At 65.5% G+C, this 20184-nt stretch carries 18 protein-coding genes; 4 read left to right on the top strand and 14 right to left on the bottom strand.

Annotated features, from left to right (window positions below; translation table 11 throughout):
- Positions 1-54 precede the first annotated feature (54 nt).
- Positions 55-1797 carry a GMC family oxidoreductase gene (locus BM408_RS11790; RefSeq protein ID WP_092130034.1) on the top strand — a complete coding sequence of 581 codons (1743 nt, stop codon included), beginning with the start codon at positions 55-57 and terminating at the stop codon, positions 1795-1797.
- Positions 1798-1828: 31 nt separating this feature from the next.
- Here the strand turns inward: BM408_RS11790 and BM408_RS11785 are convergent, their stop codons facing one another.
- The 8 genes from BM408_RS11785 to BM408_RS11750 form a co-directional block, all read right to left on the bottom strand.
- Positions 1829-2287 carry a MarR family winged helix-turn-helix transcriptional regulator gene (locus BM408_RS11785; protein ID WP_092130033.1) on the bottom strand — a complete coding sequence of 153 codons (459 nt, stop codon included), beginning with the start codon at positions 2285-2287 and terminating at the stop codon, positions 1829-1831.
- A gap of 113 nt (positions 2288-2400) precedes the next feature.
- Positions 2401-3390, bottom strand: coding sequence for a Bug family tripartite tricarboxylate transporter substrate binding protein (locus BM408_RS11780; protein WP_092130032.1), 990 nt, complete (start codon positions 3388-3390; stop codon positions 2401-2403).
- 90 nt (positions 3391-3480) lie between these two features.
- Complete coding sequence (locus tag BM408_RS11775) at positions 3481-3900, bottom strand: acyl-CoA thioesterase (protein ID WP_092130096.1); 420 nt, start codon at positions 3898-3900, stop codon at positions 3481-3483.
- 5 nt (positions 3901-3905) lie between these two features.
- A complete protein-coding gene (locus BM408_RS11770) occupies positions 3906-4691 on the bottom strand; it encodes an SDR family NAD(P)-dependent oxidoreductase (RefSeq protein WP_092130031.1) in 786 nt (261 codons plus the stop codon).
- Between the two features lie 30 nt (positions 4692-4721).
- A complete protein-coding gene (locus BM408_RS11765; protein WP_092130030.1) occupies positions 4722-5972 on the bottom strand; it encodes a thiolase family protein in 1251 nt (416 codons plus the stop codon).
- A gap of 43 nt (positions 5973-6015) precedes the next feature.
- Complete coding sequence (locus BM408_RS11760) at positions 6016-7875, bottom strand: feruloyl-CoA synthase (protein WP_092130029.1); 1860 nt, start codon at positions 7873-7875, stop codon at positions 6016-6018.
- A gap of 124 nt (positions 7876-7999) precedes the next feature.
- The gene (locus tag BM408_RS11755; protein WP_092130028.1) at positions 8000-8773 is read right to left on the bottom strand and encodes a crotonase/enoyl-CoA hydratase family protein; all 774 of its coding nucleotides are present in this window, start codon (positions 8771-8773) and stop codon (positions 8000-8002) included.
- A gap of 261 nt (positions 8774-9034) precedes the next feature.
- A complete protein-coding gene (locus BM408_RS11750) occupies positions 9035-9895 on the bottom strand; it encodes a phosphate/phosphite/phosphonate ABC transporter substrate-binding protein (protein ID WP_254774783.1) in 861 nt (286 codons plus the stop codon).
- Between the two features lie 251 nt (positions 9896-10146).
- Between BM408_RS11750 and BM408_RS11745 the strand changes: the two genes are divergently transcribed.
- Positions 10147-10563 carry a hypothetical protein gene (locus BM408_RS11745; protein ID WP_092130027.1) on the top strand — a complete coding sequence of 139 codons (417 nt, stop codon included), beginning with the start codon at positions 10147-10149 and terminating at the stop codon, positions 10561-10563.
- 125 nt (positions 10564-10688) lie between these two features.
- On the opposite strand, the gene BM408_RS23255 is transcribed toward BM408_RS11745, so the two are convergent.
- The 6 genes from BM408_RS23255 to BM408_RS11710 all read right to left on the bottom strand — a co-directional run bounded on the left by BM408_RS23255 (position 10689) and on the right by BM408_RS11710 (position 18036).
- The gene (locus BM408_RS23255) at positions 10689-11153 is read right to left on the bottom strand and encodes a hypothetical protein (protein ID WP_371327005.1); all 465 of its coding nucleotides are present in this window, start codon (positions 11151-11153) and stop codon (positions 10689-10691) included.
- A gap of 37 nt (positions 11154-11190) precedes the next feature.
- On the bottom strand, positions 11191-12651 hold the full coding sequence (locus tag BM408_RS11735) for an ammonium transporter (protein WP_175541764.1): 1461 nt from the start codon (positions 12649-12651) through the stop codon (positions 11191-11193).
- Positions 12652-13191: 540 nt separating this feature from the next.
- Positions 13192-15276, bottom strand: coding sequence for a penicillin-binding protein 2 (gene mrdA, locus BM408_RS11725; RefSeq protein ID WP_092130024.1), 2085 nt, complete (start codon positions 15274-15276; stop codon positions 13192-13194).
- Between the two features lie 189 nt (positions 15277-15465).
- Positions 15466-15984 carry a rod shape-determining protein MreD gene (mreD, locus tag BM408_RS11720; protein ID WP_092130023.1) on the bottom strand — a complete coding sequence of 173 codons (519 nt, stop codon included), beginning with the start codon at positions 15982-15984 and terminating at the stop codon, positions 15466-15468.
- Positions 15985-16003: 19 nt separating this feature from the next.
- Positions 16004-16927: a rod shape-determining protein MreC gene (gene mreC / locus BM408_RS11715; protein WP_092130022.1), complete on the bottom strand. Its 924-nt coding sequence runs from the start codon at positions 16925-16927 to the stop codon at positions 16004-16006.
- 65 nt (positions 16928-16992) lie between these two features.
- On the bottom strand, positions 16993-18036 hold the full coding sequence (locus tag BM408_RS11710) for a rod shape-determining protein (protein ID WP_007872262.1): 1044 nt from the start codon (positions 18034-18036) through the stop codon (positions 16993-16995).
- 336 nt (positions 18037-18372) lie between these two features.
- On the opposite strand from BM408_RS11710, the gene gatC reads away from it, so the two are divergent.
- Both gatC and gatA read left to right on the top strand, forming a co-directional pair.
- A complete protein-coding gene (gatC, locus tag BM408_RS11705) occupies positions 18373-18672 on the top strand; it encodes an Asp-tRNA(Asn)/Glu-tRNA(Gln) amidotransferase subunit GatC (protein WP_092130021.1) in 300 nt (99 codons plus the stop codon).
- A complete protein-coding gene (gene gatA / locus BM408_RS11700; RefSeq protein ID WP_092130020.1) occupies positions 18669-20180 on the top strand; it encodes an Asp-tRNA(Asn)/Glu-tRNA(Gln) amidotransferase subunit GatA in 1512 nt (503 codons plus the stop codon). Before gatC ends, gatA begins: the two co-directional genes overlap by 4 nt.
- The last annotated feature ends 4 nt before the right edge of the window (positions 20181-20184 follow it).

Raw genomic sequence — 20184 nt, 5'->3', positions numbered from 1 at the left:
CAGCGTAAGCCCGAGCTGCCGCCCCTACAAAGAGACAACCAGAGACAAGCCCCCATGCAAGACGAGAGCCAGGTTTTTGACTACATCATCATCGGCGCCGGCACGGCCGGCTGCCTGCTGGCCAACCGCCTGAGCGCGGACGCCTCCAAGCGGGTGCTGCTGATTGAGGCGGGCCGCAAGGACGACTACCACTGGATCCACATCCCGGTGGGTTACCTGCACTGCATAGGCAACCCGCGCACCGACTGGCTTTACAACACCGAGCCGGACGCCGGCCTCAACGGGCGGGCGCTGCGCTACCCGCGCGGCAAGACACTGGGCGGCTGCTCCAGCATCAACGGCATGATTTACATGCGCGGCCAGGCGCGCGACTACGACCAGTGGGCGCAGCTGACGGGCGATATGGCCTGGCGCTGGGAAAATTCCCTGCCCCATTTCAAGCTGCACGAAGACCACTACAAAGGCGCCGACGCGATGCACGGCGCGCGCGGCACAGCGCCCGAGCTGATGCAGGACAAGAACCACCCTTACCAGAAGCTGCTGCGCCACCGCAACTCCGGCGGCGAGTGGCGCATTGAAAAGCAGCGCCTGCGCTGGGACATCCTGGACGCCTTCGCCGAAGCGGCGGTGCAGGCCGGCATACCGGCCACCAGCGACTTCAACCGCGGCGACAACGAAGGCGTGGGTTATTTCGAGGTGAACCAGAAAAAAGGCTGGCGCTGGAACACGGCCAAAGCCTTTTTGCGGCCGGCCTGCTATGGCCGCCCCAACTTCGAGCTCTGGAACAACGCCCAGGTGTGCAAGCTGGTGATTGAGCCGCAGGCCGACGGCGGGCAGCGCTGCACCGGCGTCGAGGTATGGGCGGGCGACGAGCGCATCACCGCGCATTCGACGCGCGACTCCGGGCCCATGGGCGAAGTCATCCTCTGCGCGGGCAGCATTGGCTCGCCGCAGATATTGCAGCTCTCGGGCATAGGCCCTGCCGCCTTGCTGCAGCAGCACGGCATCCCGGTGCTGCAGGATTTGCCCGGCGTGGGCGCCAACCTGCAGGACCACCTGCAGATCCGCTCGGTCTACAAGGTACAAAACCCTCCGGGGGGCAAGAGTTGGGGCCTGTCGCTCAACACCATGGCCAACTCGCTCTGGGGCAAGGCCCGTATCGGGCTGGAATACGCCCTGCGCCAGACCGGGCCCATGAGCATGGCGCCGTCGCAGCTGGGCGCCTTCACGCGCTCTTCGCCCGACCAGCCTTACGCCAACCTCGAGTACCACGTGCAGCCGCTGTCGCTCGACGCCTTTGGCGAGCCGCTGCACAGCTTCAATGCCTTTACCGCCAGCGTGTGCAACCTCAACCCGACCAGCCGCGGCACGGTGCACATCAAAAGCAGCCGCTTTGAAGACGCGCCGGCGATTGCGCCCAACTACCTGAGCACGGCCGAAGACCGCCAGGTGGCGGCGGACTCATTACGCGTGACCCGCAAGATCGTCAGCCAGGGCGCGCTGGCCAAATACAAACCCGAAGAGTTCAAACCCGGCGTGCAGTTCCAGACGGATGAAGAGCTCACGCGGCTGGCCGGCGATATCGCCACCACCATCTTCCACCCGGTGGGCACCACCAAAATGGGCAAGGAAGACGACCCGATGGCAGTTGTTGATTCGCACCTCAGGGTGCGCGGCGTGCGCGGCCTGCGTGTGGTGGATGCCGGTGTGATGCCGCTGATCACCAGCGGCAACACGAATTCGCCGACACTGATGATTGCAGAGAAGGCTGCCGCCTGGATTCAGGCCGGGATTTAAGCTGCCACCCGCTCAGGGCGAAACGCGCAATTCAACGGTAGATTTTTTGCAGCAGACGCATGAGCGTCTTCTTTTCCGCAGCGCTCAGGCGCTGGGTCGCCTCTGTTTCAAGACTGACGGCGGTGCCTTCGGCCTCGCGCATCAAGGCCTGGCCCGCCTCGGTCAGGTAAAGCCCCACGGCACGGCCGTCCTGCGGATGCGGCCTGCGGCGCACCAGCTCACGCTTTTCCAGTGCGACGATTTTCCCGACGAGGTTGGGCGGCAGGATGCTGAGCGCGCCGCACAGCTGGCGCGAGGTGATGCCGGGGTTGTGGGTGATCAGGGAAAGAATCGAAAAATCCACATGCCTGAGGTCATAGACCGCCATGCGCCTGGTGAACAACTCAATGACCTTGAGGGAAGCGCGCGTGGCGTTGTAGCCCACCAAGGTTTCGAGGTAGGAGGTATCAACCTCCTCTACCGCAGGAGCGGGTTTGGGCAACGCAGACATAAAGAATCAGGGCGCTTTCGTTATCTGGCAACGCATGCCGGCGCAGGCATGCGGCCAGGCTAGCCCTGATTATGCCAATGCCGGCCCGCCAGGGCCGGCCCTCCATCGAGACGTCAGGACTCCGCAGTGAAGCCGACTTTTTTGATCAGCGGCCCCCAGCGCTCGAACTCGCGCTTCTGGCTGTACGCCATGTCGTCCGCGGTGCCGCCGTAGGGGATCAGCCCCACCACCGTGAGCGAGTCGACGACGGATTTCTCCTGAATGGCGGCATTGATGGCGGCATTGGCCGCGGCCACCATGCTGGCGGGCGTTTTGGCGGGCGCGTAAAACCCGAACCACTCTTCCACCGTCAGGTCGGCAAAACCCTGCTCGGCGAAGGTCGGCACTTCAGGCACAAAGGGCGAGCGCTGCTTTCCGGACGTGGCCAGAATGCGCAGCTTGCCGGCCTTGTGGTTGGGAATGAAATCGCCGTGAGGCGTCACCATCGCGGCGAGCTGGCCGCCGACCACATCGGTCACGCCGGGCACCGAGCCGCGGTAGGGCACATGCTTGAGTTCCACCTGGTTGTTCAGGCCCAGCAAGGCGCCGATGAAGTGCGGGGTCGACCCTGCCGCGGGCGAGCCATAACTGGCATCCTTCGGATTGGCCTTGGCCCAGCCGAGAAAGTCATGCACGGTCTTGACCGAGGCCGGCACCAGCGGCCCGACGGCCAGCCCATGGTGGATCATGGAGGCGGTGCCCACCGCGACGAAATCCGCGAAGGGGTCGTAGGACAGTTTTTTGTAGATGTGCGGGTACAGCGACAGGCAGGAGAACGGCGTCATCGCCAGCACGGAGCCGTCCGCCGGGGCCGCCTTGAGCACCTCCAGCGCGATACGCCCGCCGGCGCCGGTCCTGGTGTCCACAATGCCGTTGTTCTTTGAATAAGCGGTGCCGCCGAAGCGGTCACCCACGCGGCGCGCGCAGATGTCGCCCGCGCTGCCGGCCGGAAAGCCATAGAGGATTTTGACTTGCTCAAGCGGCCGCGCCAGAGCGGGGAAAGGCGCAAGGGCCGCCGCCGAAAGCGCCGCGGCGGTCTGCACGAAATGACGACGTGTTTGCATGAAATGTCTCCTTGTAGTTAAGTTCACGGGTCGAAAAGCAAAATCCGCAAAAAAAGCGCCAGACACTCAGGCCGCGTCAGCTGCACCCGTTCAACTGCATTGGCTGCGGATGCCGGGGGGCACGGCAATGGCCTTCATGCGCTCGGGTTTGTCGGGGTGGCGTATACAAAAGGCGCGGGTTTCCAGGCCCTCGCAGATCAGGTCTTCGCCGCGCCGGATCACGTGTTTCTGGATAAAAACCTTGTCCCGCCATTCCTGCACGCTGGTGTGGATGTGCAAGGTTTCGCCATAGGTGGCGGGCTGGCTGAAGCGGGTGTTGATCTCCAGCAGGGGCGTGCCGACGATGCCGGTGGTCTTGACCAGTTCCCGCCAGGGCGGCACGCCGCATGCGGCGAAAAAATTCAGCGAGGCGGCATCCATCCAGCGCGAGAAGTTGGGGAAGAACACGATCCCGGCAGGGTCGCAGTCGCCGAACGCGACCTTGACTTCATAGACCACGGTTTTTTCCACGGAGCTCACCTTGGCGCCATGCGCAGCGCGCCATCCAGGCGAATCACCTCGCCGTTCAGGTGGTCGTTGTTCACGATGTGCACGGCCAGCTGCGCGAACTCTTCGGGCTTGCCCAGGCGCGGCGGAAAGGGAATGCTGGCGGCCAGCGAAGCCTGGACCGCTTCGGGCAACTGCGCCATCAAAGGCGTGGCGAACAGGCCGGGCGCCACCGTGCAAACGCGGATGCCGTGCTGCGCAAGATCACGCGCCATGGGCAGTGTCATGCCGGCCAGCCCGGCCTTGGAGGCGCTGTAGGCCTGCTGCCCGACCTGGCCGTCGAAGGCGGCGACCGACGCGGTGAACATCATGACGCCGCGCTGGCCGCCCTCCAGCGGGGGCAGTTGGGCGCAGGCGGCTGCAAACAGGCGGCTCACGTTGTAGGTGCCGACCAGGTTGATGGTGACGACTCTGGCAAAGTCTTCGAGCGGCGCGGGGCTGCCGTCTTTGGCCACCACACGTTTGGCCGAACCGATGCCGGCAATGTTCATCAGGATGCGGGCCGGGCCATGCGCGGCCGCGGCTTTTTCCAGCGCGGCGGCCAGGCTGGCTGTGTCGGTGATGTCGCACTGGCAGGCCAGAGCGGCATCGGGGCCATGGGCCGCGCGAATGCTCTGGGCGACCTTCTCCGCATTGGCCAGGTTGATGTCCAGCACGGCGACCTTGCCGCCCAGGCGCGCCAGTTCCCGGGCGGTGGCCTCACCCAGCCCCGAGCCGCCGCCTGTCACCAATGCCGCGATTCCTTGAATGTTCATGTCAGTGCTCCAGAATCTGTTGGGGCAGGCTCATGCCGCCTCCGGGTTTTCAAGCAAGAGGGCAATGCCCTGGCCGCCACCCACGCAGGCGGACGCGATGCCGTAGCGCACGCCCGCCCGCCGCATTTCCCGCGCGGCGGTGATGGTGAGGCGCACACCGGTCACCGCCAGCGGATGGCCCATGGCAATCGCCCCGCCATTGACATTGAGCTTGCGCAGGTCCAGGTCCAGCTCGCGGGCCACCGCCAGCGTCTGCGCGCCCTGGGCTTCGTTGATTTCAAAGCGTCCGATCTGCTCCAGCGTGAGGCCGCAGCGCTCCAGCAGCAGGCGGATCGCGGGGGCCGGGCCTATGCCCATGATCTCGGGCGGCACACCTACCACCGCGGCGGCGGCCACACGCGCCAGCGGTTTGCCGCCCTGGGCTTTGACGTAGGCGCCGGAGGCGACCACGGCAGCCGCGGCTGCGTCCACCAGCGCCGCGCTGTTGCCGCCGGTCTGCACCCCGCCGGCATGGACCGCCCTGAGTTTGGCCAGCACGGAGGCGGGAGACAGCCGCGCATGGGTGTCTTGCGCAACTTCCGTGGTCTTGTCCCGCAGGCGTATGCCGCGCGTGGCGTAACCAGGAAGCGCAAATTCCTCGGTGACCACCGGCACAATTTCACCGGCGTGAAACCCCGCCTCCCGTGCCGACACCGCCTTGGCAAAGGAGCTGGAGGCAAATTCATCGACCGCTTCCCGCGTGATGCCGTATTTTTTCGCGAGGTTTTCCGCCGTCTGGATCATGTCGATGCCGGCAGCCGAGTCCTTGAGGGCCTCCCACATGAAGTCCTTGAAGCCGACCGGTGCGCCCAGCTTGAAGCCGGTGCGGTGCTCAAAGGCGGCGATCGGGTTGCGCGTCATGCTTTCGGCGCCGACGACCAGCGCCACATTCGCCGCGCCGCTCTGGATCTGCTCGCCGGCCTGCCGGAACAGTTCGAAGCCGGTGCCGCAGATGCGCTGCACCATGATGGCCGGCACTTCCACGGGCACCCCCGCATACAGGCCGATGTGGCGCGGGAGCATGAATTGCTCGAAGTCTCCCGGGGCCATGTTGCCGGCGATCACCGAGTCGACATGGCCGGCGCTGACGCCCGAGCGCTGCAGCACGGCGCGCGCGGCCTTGATGCCAAGGTCGGTCGGCGACACATGGCCGATCGCGCCGCAATAGTCGACCATGGGCGTGCGCACGCCGTCGAGCATCCAGACGTCCTGGAAGGCGGAGAAAAATCCTTTGTGTTGCATGCAGGTCCTGCGGTGTCTGTGGATGTAGGGGCGCGGGCCGGCGTTAGCGCGCGCGTGGTTTCAGGGTGGGCTGGGCCGCGTCGCCGTGCAGGGCCTCCACCAGCGCCGCGCGCTGCGTGAGAACAGCCCGCTGGTTGATGGAGCCTTTGTCGGTGACCTCGCCTTTGTCGAAGGAAGGCGGCTCATGCATCAGGTGCAGGCGCGCGACGCAGCTGGCGCTGCCGGTGGCGCAGCGCGCGAGCTGGTCCAGCACCGCCTGGAAATGCGCCAGCACCGGCGCGCTGTCGAGCACCTGGCGCCAGGGCGCATCGGGCGGCAGCCCGGCCAGCGCGCGCACGGCCGGCGTGGGAAATACCAGCGCGCCCACCTCCTTGAGGTTGATGCCCGTGAGCACCGCATCCTGCACATAGGGTGCGCCTGCCGCGACGATCTTCGCGCGCAGGGGCCCGACGCTGACGAAGGTGCCGGTGGCGAGCTTGAAGTCCTCGGCGATGCGGCCGTCGAACATGAGGCCCCGGTGGATATCCGCGCCGTCTATCCATTTCACGGCGTCACCGGTGCAAAAGAAACCTTCTTCATCGAAGGCCTGCGCCGTGTCCTGCGGTGCGCGCCAGTAGCCGGGCGAGACGTTGGGGCCCTTGTAACGCACCTCGGTTTTGCCCTGCATGTCGACGAGCTTGAGCTCCATGCCGGGCGTGGGCACGCCCAGGTCGCCGGACTTCACGTCGGGGCTGGTCACGAAAATGGCAAACGGCGCGGACTCGGTCATGCCCAGGCCGGTCACCATGACAATGCGCTCCCCGATTTCCTTTTCCTGCGACTCGTAGAGGCTGTCCCACACGGGCTGGGCCAGCGCGGCGCCGGCGTAGAAAAACATCTTCACGCGCGACAACAGCCGGCGCCGCAGCTGCGCGTCCGTCTGCATGGCCTGGGCGATTGCCTCAAAGCCGGTCGGCACATTGAAGTACACCGTGGGCGCGATCTCGCGCAGGTTGCGCAGGGTCTCGTGGATCAGTGCCGGCGTGGGTTTTCCGTCGTCGATGTAAAGCGTTCCGCCATGGAACAGCACCATGCCGAAGTTGTGGTTGCCGCCGAAGGTGTGGTTCCACGGCAGCCAGTCGACCAGCACCAGCGCCTCGTCCTGCAACACCGGCATGGACTGCGCCATCTGCTGCTGGTTGGCGCACCACATGCGCTGGGTGTTGATCACCGCCTTGGGCATCTTGGTCGAGCCGCTGGTGAACAGGAACTTCACGATGGTGTCCGGCCCGGTGGCCTGCATGGCGCGGTCCACCGCGGCGGTCGCCGGTGTGGCGGCCAGCTCGGCAAACGGCGTGCTGGCGCGCCCCTCTATCTGCCCGGCGGCCAGCACGACCTCCACCCCTGGCGCCACCGTGGCCTGGATGGCGCCGGCATAACGTTTGGCGTCGGCGGCAAACACCAGGCCCGGTGTCACGGTCTTGAGCACATGGCGCAACTTGTCGTAGTCCTGGCTGGCCAGGGAGTACGGCGGCGAAACCGGCACAAAGGGCACACCGGCCACGAGGCAACCCAAAGCCAGTTGCGCGTGCTCCAGGCCGTTCTCGGAAAGGATCACCACTGGCCGCTCGGCGCTCAGGCCGCGGTCCAGCAATCCCTGGGCGATGCAGCGGGCCGCCGCCCAGGCCTGGGCGTAGCTGAGGTGGCGCCAATCGCCTGTCGTTCCGTCCGCGCGCTTTTCGCGCCGCGCCATGAAGCTTCGGTCGGGCGCGGCCTGCGCCCAGTGCTGCAGCCGGTCGGTGATGCGGGCGGGGTAGTCTTTCAGCGCCTGGTCGGCACGAAGGTAGCGCACGCCGGGTGAACCTTCGCGCAGGACGGCACGGGTCACGCCAAAGCGCAGGGGGCGGAATTTTAGGGCGCTCATGTCGGTTTTGTCTCTTTTGTCTCTTTGTCTTTTCGGCTCTTTGGCTTTTTGACTTTCTGTCTCGTCTCGTCTCTTCTCTTCTCTTCTCTTCTCGCCGGGCCCGCATACGGGTCCGCCGGCGCGCTCAGGTTTTTTTCACCTTGGCGGCCTTGCCGTTCAGGAAGTCCTTCACGCGGCCCTTGGCCTCGGGCGCGCTTTGCGCCACCGCCGCCATCAAGGCCTCGGTGAAAAATCCCTGGTCCGCGGGCTGCTCCGCGATGCGCGGCAAGGCATGCATCAGGGCGTAGTTGGTCAGGGGCGCATTGCTCGCCACGCGGGCGGCCAGCTCAAGCGCCTTGTCGAGCGCCTGCCCCTGCGGCACCAGGTACTGCGCCAGTCCTATGCGCTCACCGTCCTGGGCGTTGTAGACACGGCCGGTCAGCATCATGTCGGTCATGCGCGCCGTACCTATCAGGCGCGGAATGCGCACCGCGCCGCCGCCGCCGACGAAGATGCCGCGCGAGCCTTCGGGCAATGCGTAAAACGTGCTCTCGTCGGCCACCCGGATGTGACAGGCGCTCGCCAGCTCCAGGCCGCCGCCGACCACGGCGCCGTGCAGGGCCGCGATCACGGGCACAGGCCCGTACTGCAGGCGGTCCAGCGCGGCATGCCACATGCGTGAGTGGTGCAGGCCCTGGCTGGCGTCGCGCTCCTGGAGTTCACCCAGGTCAAGCCCCGCGCAGAAGTGCTCCCCTTCGCCGTACAGCACGGCGGCGCGGGCGACTGCGGGCAGGTTTTCAAACAGGTCGCGCAGCGCCAGCACCTGGGCATCGCCCAGTGCATTGCGTTTGGCGGGGCGCGCCAGGCGGATCACGGCAATGTCGCCGCGCATTTCGAGTTGGAGGTGTTTTTGGGTCATTGGCAGGTTTTCAGTGAGGTCGATTATGGTTATGAATAATAACTAATACAACGAAGCGGCGCCGCTTTTTTGCAGTGAAAACCCTAGGATTTGAACGGGCCCGGCCAGCCGCAGGCTTGCCGCAAGAGGCCGGGCCAAAGGGGGCGCGGCACGGCTGGCGCCGGCATACCGCGCAGAGTGTTGGGAGGGAAAGCAGCGGCCCTACCAGGCCGGGAGCGCAGCCGCGGCAGCCAGGTGCCGGGCCGGAAACTGGATCTCAGGCTAGATGTTGAGCCACTTCAGCAGCTCGCGCATGCGCGGCTCTGAGGTCGTGTCGAACTGGTCAATGCCGATGCGTTTGAGCACGTCCTTGCCGGCGTCGCTGGCGGGCAGGGTCAGCAACTCCTCCTGAATGGCCTTGACCTGCTCGGGCTTGATGCGCTTATGGGCCACCAACGGAAAGTAGGGCTGCGGCACGCTCTTGTGCAAAACACGGCCGCCGTCTTTTTCCCACTTCTTGCCTATGCCTGAGTAAGAGGCCACACCGCCCACATCGGCGAACTTGTTGTCCAGGTAAAAGCCCACGGCCGCCTGCTCGCGCACAAATTGCACGTTCTCTTTATCGACCAGGATGCCCTTGTCGCGCAGCTCGGCGGCGCAAAAGCGCGACATGTAGGCGATCTGCTCGGGCAGGGCGATGCGCTTGCCTTTGACGTCGTTGATGGTTTTCAGCTCGGAGCCCTTGGGCGCGATGACAAAGCACTGGCCGTCGGGCTTGGTGCTGGCGATGTAGCTGTAGCCGTAGTCACGCATGCCGCGCGCCGGATAGTCGCTGGGCCGGGCCATGACCAGGTCGAAGCGGCCGGTCTGCATGCCTTCTTCGAGCTGCTTGAACTCGCGCGCGAACACCACGCTGACCTTGGCCTTCAGCGCCTTGCCGATGACCTCGGCCAGCCCCTGGTATTTGGCGATCACCTGGGCGTGGTCCAGCCCGCCTGATGAGCCCTCGCTGATGCCCAGCACCAGTTGCTGGGCCTGGCCTTGTGCCTGCGCCGGCCCCGCCAGCAGCGCCAGGGCCAACGGCAGTGCGATCAGGAAATGGCCAAAGCGTCTCTGTATTCCCTCGTGTCCCGTCGATTTCATCAGCATCTCCTTATATTTAAGAGTTCCATGCTAAGAGCCGCTTTGGCGCCTGTCAGCGGCAATTTGTCACCCCTTGTTACCTCAATCAACTTTTGCAGACACTCGTGCCAGAGGAGAGCGGCCACCGGCCGAGGCCGCATTGCATGTGACAAGATGTAGCCGCCTGTTCCCCTCATGCAAAATCCGCAGAACCGGCGCCGTCACCGGACTCAACCGCCAAGCTTCGCCGTACTCAGCCCTGCATCACATCCATGAAAAAACCACTGCCGGCATCACCCGCCCCGCTGCTTCTGACATCGCTTGTGTTTTTGCTGGCAGCCTGCGCACCCACCTCCAAGGTCAGCCACGACCCTTTGTCGATCGCGCGGGCGCCGGTGGCCGCGGCCATCAATGATTACCAGCGCTGCGCGCAGGATGCGCTGGCGCCGCTCAAGGATGACGCCACCGCGTCGGTGTTCGCACTGGCCGATGCGGCGCTGGCCACCTGCGCACCCGCCCACGAGGCGGTGCGGCGCAGCATTCTGGCGGACAACGCCGGCCACCCCTATGTGGCGGCCTTCGCCGACGAAGCCAGCGAGAACGTGCGGCTGCGCACGCGCAACATGCTGGCGCATAGCGTCAACCGCGCACGCGAGGCCTCAGCGCCGCAGCCCGCACCGGCCAAATAATCAAGCAGAAAAACCGGCGCGTTCAAGGCAAGAACACCGCAGAACCGGCTTTGCCGGGCTGCAGGTGTTGCCCCCCTGAGGGGGGTTCCGGCTACACGCAGTGAGCCGAGACAGGGGGCTGCCAGCTAGCGCAAGCTCTTCACGTAGCGCGGCGCGTTCGGGTCGCGGTGCTTGCGTTCGCGGTGCGACTCGCTGTCGCCGAAGATCGCGCCGAAGGTGGACTCGATAAAACCCGATTCGGGATAGACCTCTTCCTCGGTGTCGATGGAGCGGGCTGGGGTCAGCCGGTCGGGCGGCGGCGCCTCGCGCGGTGCGGGCACCGCGCGTTCCTTCACCGCCTCCGTCACCAGTTGGACCAAAGGCACGCGCGGCCTGGGCTCAGGCGTGGCCATGATCTCTTCGAGCCTGTCGGCCCAGACGGCGAGGTCCGGGTGGTTGTCTTCCACCGCCTTTTCGCGGGCAAAGCGCGCCACCTCGACCGCGTACTCATGGTTGCTGGCCATCCACTCGGTATCGGTCACCCGGCCGGTCTTGCGGCGCAGCAACACATGCAGGTGGGCGGCAATGGCGATTTTTTCACTGGAAGGCATGGTGTGGTGTCCTTCAACGTTTGAGGTCGCAGTCAACTCACGTACCCAGGCGCTCGGCGTGCTGGGTGATGTCCAGGCCGTCGCTTTCCGAGGCTTCGCTCACGCGCAGGCTCACCAGCAGCGAGGTGATCCACAGCGCCACGGCCGTCATGAAGAGGCTGTAGACCATGACCGAGCCGGCGCCTATGGCCTGGGTCAGCAGGTCGCCCTCGACGCCGGAGATGGCCTTGCTGGCAAAAATGCCGGTGAGCAGCGAGCCCACGATGCCGCCCACGCCGTGCACGCCGAACACATCGAGCGAATCGTCGGCATTGAGCAGGCGCTTGAGGCCGGTGGCGCCCCAGTAGCAGGCCACACCGGCTACCAGGCCGAATACCAGCGCCGAGCGCGGCGAGACAAAACCAGCCGCCGGCGTGATGGCCACCAGCCCGGCCACCAGGCCCGAGCACAAGCCCAGCAGCGAAGGCCGCCCGCGCACCATCCATTCAGCGGCCATCCATGACAAGGCGCCGGCGGCGGCCGCGATGTGCGTGACCGCCATCGCCAGGCCCGCGCGGCCGTCGGAAGCCACGGCCGAGCCGGCGTTAAAGCCGAACCAGCCCACCCACAGCATGCCCGCGCCGGCCATGGTCAGGCCCAGGTTGAAGGGCGTAAAGGGCTCGCGGCCATAACCGTGGCGCGGGCCGAGCACATAGGCGCAAACCAGCCCCGCGATACCGGCGTTGATGTGCACCACCGAGCCGCCGGCAAAGTCCAGCGCGCCCATGCGGGCCAGCCAGCCGTTGGGCTCCCAGACCCAGTGCGCGATGGGGGCGTAGACGATGAGCGTCCAGAGCGACATGAAGATCAGCATGGCCGAGAAACGCATGCGCTCGACAAAAGAGCCGACCACCAGGGCCGCCGTGATGATGGCAAAGGTCAGCTGGAACATCGCATACACCGACTCGGGGATGTTGGGCGCGATGTGGCTGACGGCGACCTTCTGCGCGTCTTTCACGTAATCGAGCCCGGTGAACCAGAGCCGCTCGGTGCCGCCCAGGTAATGCCCCAGCGCGCCCGAGCCGGGGGTGAAGGCGATGGAGTAGCCGACGGCAAACCACAAAATGCTGACGACGGCACAGATGGCAACCACGCAGGCCATCACATTGAGCACGCTTTTCTTGCGCACCATGCCGCCGTAAAACAGGGCGATGCCGGGCAGCGTCATGAGCAGCACCAGCGCGGTGGAGGTCATCATCCAGGCGGTGTCGGCGCCGTTGAGGGTGCCGGCGTCAACCAGGCCGGGGTGCGTGAGGGGCGCCGGAGCGGAGGCGGCGGGCGCGGGTGCAGCTACGGCCGGTGCCGGTGCGGCAACGGGGGCCGGCGCAGGCGCCGGTGCGGCCTCAGGGGCGCTGGCGGCGGCCTCGGGCGCCGCAGCAGGCGCCTGTGCCAGGGCCAGCTGGCTCGCAAAGCTCAGGCAAATCAACAGGACCCACGCCAGAAAGCTCTTCATATGCATACCGCTTGCCTTTCGTCCAATGCCCAATAAATACCCAACAATTGGTAACAACAGGCATAAGTCATGCCAACGCTTACAGGTGCGGGTTACGGATGGTTTTGCGCGCAAATGCATACAGAAGGCTACTTATGGCGCGACGGGCCAGACGGCCGGTATCGCCGGGATGCGCAAATCCGGGCCTTTTCAGGGGGCGGGAAACCCCCAATGCACTATGTAAGTGCGTGCCTTACATTGGAGAACTTGCTGACGAGCCCTGCTGCTCGCAACGCGAGGAGCCGAGGAGACACGAGAGAGATCACTAGAAGTACACAAGCAAAGCGCACCCCACAGGATGCCGTTTTGCAAAAAGCGCTGGCAACCCCAGCGCTTTTTTTATGCCTGTGTGCTGGCGCGGCAGCCGGGCCATTTCGGTGCAAAGGGTTGCCAGAGGCAGCGAAATACGCTGTCTACAAAAAATCCCCGGGAGGAAATTGACACTTTCCCCGCATCACACCTCAACACTTTGCTACCAATTAAGTAGCAAATTCGAGGTAACGACGCTCAATCGGGGTTGTTGCCGGCTGCGGCCATGGGCGGCGGCAGCTTGCTGAGCGCTTCGGCGATGGCGGCCGCCTTGGCCTTGGCGGCTGCGGCGGCCGCTGCGGTGGCAGGCCCGGGCGCGGCGCCGGCGCCCACAGGGGCCAGCAGGCCGGCCACCTCGCCCGCCTGGCGCGGCTTGCCGATGGGCGCGGCGGCCAGGCCTTTTTGCACGGCCACCATGTCTTCTTCGCTGGGGTACTGGCCCAGCAGCACGTAGTCGAACACCCGGCGCGCGATGGGCGCCGCCACACCAGCGCCCCAGCCGGCGTTCTCGACGATCACGGCCAGCGCGATCTGGGGGTCTTCGGCCGGCGCGAACGCCATGTACACGGCGTGGTCGCGCTGGTATTCCTCCATCTTGGCGCTGTTGTACTTGTCTTTCTGGCCGATGGTGACGGCCTGCGCCGTGCCGGTCTTGCCGCCGCTCAGGTAGCCCGCGCCGGCAAACACCCGCGCCGAGGTACCCTCCTGCGTCACGCCCACCAGCGCCTTGCGCACGATGGCGACGTTTTCCGCCTTGTAGCCCAGGTCTTCCGCGGGCTCGGCCGGCACCGGGTGCATCACGCGCGTGACCGGGTCCTGCGTGCCGATGACCAGGCGCGGGCGCCGCTTGACGCCGTTATTGGCCAGCGCCGCGGTGGCCTGCGCCAGCTGCAGCATGGTGAAGGTGTTGTAGCCCTGCCCGATGCCCAGCGAAATGGTTTCACCGGGGTACCACTTTTGCTGCGCCGCGCCCCGCTTTTTGTAGGCCTCGCGCTTCCAGTCCTGGCTGGGCAGCACGCCGGCCAGCTCGCCGCCGATGTCGATGCCGGTGATCTGCCCGAAGCCCAGCGGCTTCATGAAGTCGTGCATCGCGTCCACGCCCAGCTCGTTGGCCAGCGAATAGAAATACACATTGCTGGACTTGACGATGGCGCGGTACATGTCGACCGCGCCCAGCGCGATGTCGCCGTGACTGCGGAACACGTGGCCGCCGAAAGCCCAGGAGGCGTTGTCGTTGATGATGAAACTGGCCGAGCGCTTTCCGGTTTCCAGCGCGGCCATCGCCATGAAGGGCTTGTAGGTCGAGCCCGGCGGATAGGTGCCGCGCAGCGCGCGGTTAAGCAGCGGCTTGTCGAGCGAGTCGCGCAGGTATTGCCAGCTCTCCGCGTCAATGCCGTCCACGAACAGGTTGGGGTCGAAGGTCGGCTTGCTGACGAAGGCCAGCACGTCGCCGGTCTTCGGGTCCAGCGCCACCAGCGCGCCGCGCCGGTCGCCGAACATGTCTTCCACCAGTTTCTGCAGGCGGATGTCGAGCGACAGCCGCACCGTGTTGCCCGGGGTGGCCGGGTTGCTGGCCAGCTTGCGCATGGCGCGCCCGCCGGCCGAGGTCTCGACCTGCTCGACACCGGTGATGCCGTGCAGCTGCTGCTCGAAGCTTTGCTCCACGCCGAGCTTGCCGATGTAGTCGGTGCCGCGGTAGTTGCCTTCGTTTTCGCTGCCTTCGATGTTTTCTTTTTCGGCCTGGTTGATGCGGCCTATATAGCCCACCACATGGCTGCCCAGCTCGCCGTAGGGGTAGCTGCGAAACAGCCGGGCCTTGATGTCCACACCCGGGAAGCGAAAGCGCTGCGCCGCAAAACGGGCCACTTCCTCATCCGTCAGGCGCGTGCGGATCGGCAGCGACTCAAAACTCTTCGACTCTTCGCGCAGGCGCTTGAAGCGCCGCTTGTCACGCAGCTGGATGTCGACCACCTTCTCGAGCGCGGCAATGGTTTCCTCCAGGTTTTCAACCTTGGAAGGCGTGATCTCCAGCGTATAGGCCGAGTAGTTGGTCGCCAGCACGACGCCGTTGCGGTCCAGGATCAGGCCGCGATTCGGCACGATGGGCACGATGGCCGTACGGTTGCTTTCCGCCTGCTCGTTCAAATCGGCATGGCGGTACACCTGCAAATACACCAGCCGCGCCGCCAGCAAGGCAAACGCACACAGCACGATCAGACTCGCCACCAGCACCCGCGCGCGAAAACGCGACAGGTCGGCTTCTACGTTGCGGAGTTCAGTCATGGTGGTCCGACTCTACTGCCGCCGAAAAGTGCCCGCAAGGCGCACGATTCCCCTCAGCAAAGCAAGGGCGATGCGAAGCGAGCCGAAGCAGGCCAGCATGAGCCGCGGAACTGGCTTTGCCAGGCCGCAGGCGGGCGGCCCCCTCGGGGGGCAGGGAACACACGAAGTGAGTGACCGTGGGGGCCATATTTACAGTGGTCGATTCTGGTCAGGGTCGGGCGCGCGGCGTTGCGGCACCAGCAGCAGCACACTCACCACCGGCCACAGGAAGGCCTCGATCAGCGGCGCCAGCAACATCATCCAGCCCGGAAAGATGCCGCCGCCGATCATGCGGATGATGAGCTCCACGCCATGTGCCACGGCAAAGAGCGGCAGCACCTGCAAAGCCTGCGAAGGCACCGTGAACCACAGCAGGCGGCGGTGGATCATGGTGGCAAAAAAGCTCAGCGCGGTGTACGACAGCGCATGCTGGCCGAGCAGCGAGGACTGGTGCACATCCATGCCCAGGCCGAACATAAAGGCCACGCCGATGCCGACGCGCAGCGGCTGGTGCACGTTCCAGAACACCAGCACCAGCGCCAGGAAGTCGGGCATCCAGGGCACGCGGCCCAGCGGCAGCATGTCCAGCAGCAGCGCGGCGATCAGGCTGCACCAGATAAAAACGGGGTTGGCGGGCAGCAGCAGCTGCTGGCCGGATCGCATGATCATGGTGTCGCTCCTTGCATGATCATTTCGAAGCCCCTTTCTTCTTCGGTGCGGCTTCAGGCGCGTCAGCCTCGGGCCGCGGCGGGATCTGGCCGGTGCCGGGCTTGACGACGATGACGTGTCGCGCCCCCGTCACCAGCGCCTGCGGCGTGCAGAAAATTTTGGCAAAGGCCGATTCGGCGCGCCGCTCGATACGGCTGATTTTGGCCACCGGCAGGCCCGGCGGGTAGACACCGTCGACGCCGCTGGTGGTCAGCAGGTCGCCCTGCTGCACATCCGAGTTGCTGCCCATGAAGCGCAGCTCCAGCCCGCTGCCCGAAGTTGCCGAGTCACCGTAGGCCACACTGCGCGCGCCGGTGCGCACATTGAGCACCGGGATGGCGAGGTCGCGGTCGATCAGCAAGGTGACCTCACTCACCAGCGGGTGCACGCGCGTGACCTGGCCCAGCACGCCGGACTCGTCCAGCACCGGTGAGCCGAGATCCACGCCCTGCGCCATGCCCTTGTCGATGATCACCTTGCGGGTGTAGGGGTCGGCCGCGTCGTACAGCACTTCAGCTGCCATGACGGGCGTGGCGAGTTGCTCGCGCAGGCCCAGCAGTTTGCGCAGGCGGGTGTTTTCCTGGCTGAGCTGCTCGACCTGGCCGGCGCGCAGCGACTGCAGCGCCAGCTTGCGGCCGGCTTCTTCGCTGGCGACCTTGGCCTGGTTGAGCGTGGTGAAGTATTCGCCGCCGCCCTGCACCGCGCGCACCGGCTGCAAGGCCAGCCACTGCACCGGGTAGAGCGCGGTCGCCAACGCGGCGCGCACCGGCTGGGTGATGCGAAAACGGGTGTCGGCCACCATCAGGAACAAGGACAGCGCGCTGAAAAACATCAGCTTGGACAGCGCCGACGGCCCCTGTTTAAAAAAGGGCGGCGGGGATCTGTCGAGGGTTCCTAAAGGCATGGTTCGCTGTCAGGCTGGCCCCGCTTCATGCCCGGCGTGCAGCATGAAGTACGGCATGAAGACGCTTATTCCGAAGTGAAGATGGAACCCAGGCGGTCCATGCGCTCCAGCGCGATGCCGCAGCCGCGCACCACGCAGGTCAGCGGGTCTTCGGCCACCAGCACCGGCAAGCCGGTTTCTTCGGCCAGCAGGCGGTCCAGGTCGCGCAGCAGCGCGCCGCCGCCGGTGAGCATCATGCCGCGCTCGGCGATGTCGGCGCCCAGTTCGGGCGGCGTTTGCTCCAGCGCGTTCTTCACGGCGCTGACGATGTTGTTGAGCGGGTCGGTCAGGGCTTCGAGGATTTCGTTGCTCGAGATCGTGAAGCTGCGCGGCACGCCTTCGGAGAGGTTGCGGCCTTTGACTTCCATTTCCTTGACTTCGGAGCCGGGGAAGGCCGAGCCAATGCTTTTCTTGATGGCTTCGGCGGTGGGCTCGCCGATCAGCATGCCGTAGTTGCGGCGGATGTAGTTGATGATGGCTTCGTCGAAGCGGTCGCCGCCGACGCGCACGCTGCCCTTGTAGACCATGCCGCCCAGCGAGATCACGCCGACTTCGGTCGTGCCGCCGCCGATGTCGACCACCATGGAGCCGCTGGCTTCGGACACCGGCAGGCCGGCGCCTATGGCTGCGGCCATGGGTTCTTCAATCAGGTAGACGTCGCTGGCGCCGGCGCCGAGTGCGCTTTCGCGGATGGCGCGGCGCTCAACCTGGGTGGAGCCGCAGGGCACGCAGATGATGATGCGCGGGCTGGGCTTGAGCAGGCTGCGCGGGTGGACCATCTTGATGAACTGCTTGAGCATCTGCTCGGTCACCGTGAAGTCGGCGATCACGCCGTCTTTCATCGGGCGAATCGCTTCGATGTTGCCGGGGACTTTGCCCAGCATGGCCTTGGCTTCGTGGCCGACGGCCTGGATGGTTTTTTTGCCCTGGGGGCCGCCTTCGTGGCGGATGGCCACGACGGAGGGCTCATCCAGCACAATACCGCGGTCGCGTACAAAAATCAGGGTGTTGGCGGTGCCAAGGTCAATGGCCAGGTCGGTGGAGAAATACCGACGGAATGCTTCAAACATATGCAGGGGTCCAGTTAGGGCATGGGCAAACTTCGTTGCCCCATCGCCTTTTTATTGATCAAGCCATGATGGGAAACTGAGGCCGGCCGCACTTCGAAATCTTTTCGAAACCTATTCGAAACCTGCTTCCGGCACCTAAAAAGCGCCTAAAGAGTGCATCCGGCCCTGATTTCACACCAAAGGCGGGATAATAACGCATCCCCTGTGAATTCATGGGCTTCCGGGGGCGTTTTTTCAGCTTTACACCTCGTTTCAGCCCGCGGTTTTTGCCCTTTTTTTCGCCCTTTTTTCGCCTTTTTCGCTGCCCCCTTCCCGAATTCCTTCACACCCCTACCCATGGCATTGACACCCCAAGACATCGCCCGCGTCGCCAACCTGGCGCGGCTGGAATTGCGCCCCGACGAAACCGAGCACACCCTGAGCCAGATCAACGGCTTTTTCGCCCTGGTCGAGCAGATGGAAGCCGTCAATACCGAAGGCGTGGAGCCCCTGGCCCACCCGGCCGCGGTGATCGGCGAAGTTGCCCTGCGCCTGCGCGAAGACATCGCCAGCGAGCCCAACCAGCGCGACGTCAGCCAGGTGAGCGCCCCCGCGGTAGAGCGCGGCCTGTTCCTCGTGCCCAAGGTGATCGAATGAGCAGCCTGAAATCATCCTCTGACCTGCACGACCTGGGCGTCGCGCAGCTGGCCGCCAAACTGGCCGCCCGCGAAGTCTCCAGTGTCGAAGTCACCCAGCATTTCCTGGCCCGCATTGCGCAGGAAAACCTGGGCGCCTTCCTCGCCACCAACACCGACGTGTCGCTGGCCCAGGCCAAAGCAGCCGACGCCCGCCTGGCCGCCGGCGAACGCACGCCGCTTCTGGGTGTGCCGCTGGCGCACAAGGACGTGTTCGTCACGCGCGACTTTCCCACCACCGCCGGCTCGAAGATCCTCGAAAACTACCGCAGCCCGTTCGACGCAACCGTGGTGAGAAACCTCGGCCTCGAAGGCGCCGGCATGGTCGCGCTGGGCAAGCTCAACTGCGACGAGTTCGCCATGGGCTCAGGCAACGACAACAGCGCCTACAAACCGGTCAAAAACCCCTGGGACCTGGAGCGCATTCCGGGCGGCTCCTCGGGCGGCTCGGCGGCCGCTGTGGCAGCGCGCCTGGTGCCCGCCGCCACCGGCACCGACACCGGCGGCTCGATCCGCCAGCCCGCGTCGCTGACCGGCATCACCGGCATCAAGCCCACCTACGGCCGCTGCTCGCGCTACGGCATGGTGGCGTTTGCCTCCAGCCTGGACCAGGCCGGCCCGATGGCGCGCAGCGCGCTCGACTGCGCCCTGCTGCTCTCCAGCATGGCCGGGCCCGACCCTGACCGTGACTCGACTTCGCTGGATTTGCCCGTTACCGACTACGCTACAGATTTGATAGCTTCCCACGCCCCCTCCGCGGGCGAAAAACCGCTAAAGGGCTTGCGGATCGGGCTGCCCACGCAGTTCTTCGGCGCGGGTTGTGCGCCCGACGTGCTGGCCGCCGTGCGCGGCGCGCTGGCCGAGTATGAAAAGCTGGGCGCGACGCTGGTCGATGTGAGCCTGCCGCTGACCGAGCTGTCCATCCCTGTGTACTACGTGATCGCACCGGCCGAAGCCAGCAGCAACCTGAGCCGCTTTGACGGCGTGCGTTACGGCCATCGCGCGGCGCAATACACCGACCTCAACGACATGTACAAGAAGTCGCGCAGCGAAGGCTTCGGCGACGAGGCCACACGCCGCATCATGATCGGCACCTACGTGCTGTCGCACGGTTATTACGACGCCTACTACCTCAAGGCGCAAAAAATCCGCCGCCTGATCGCGCAGGATTTCCAGACCGCCTTCACGCAGTGCGACATCATTGCCGGCCCGGTCTCGCCCACCGTCGCATGGAAGATCGGCGAAAAATCCGACGACCCGGTCGCCAACTACCTGGCCGACATCTACACGCTCTCCTCCAGCCTGGCCGGCCTGCCGGGCATGAGCGTGCCGGCAGGCTTTGGCGCGGGCGGCATGCCCGTGGGCCTGCAGCTGATCGGCAACTACTTCAAGGAAGCGCAACTGCTGGGCGCGGCGCACCAGTTCCAGCTCGCAACCGACTGGCACCTGCGCCAGCCCCCAAGCCTTTAAGTGA

Source organism: Polaromonas sp. YR568 (assembly GCF_900116715.1).
Taxonomy (GTDB): domain Bacteria; phylum Pseudomonadota; class Gammaproteobacteria; order Burkholderiales; family Burkholderiaceae_C; genus Polaromonas.
Note: the sequence above shows the minus strand (reverse complement) of the source record. Positions and strands in the feature narration are given on the sequence as shown.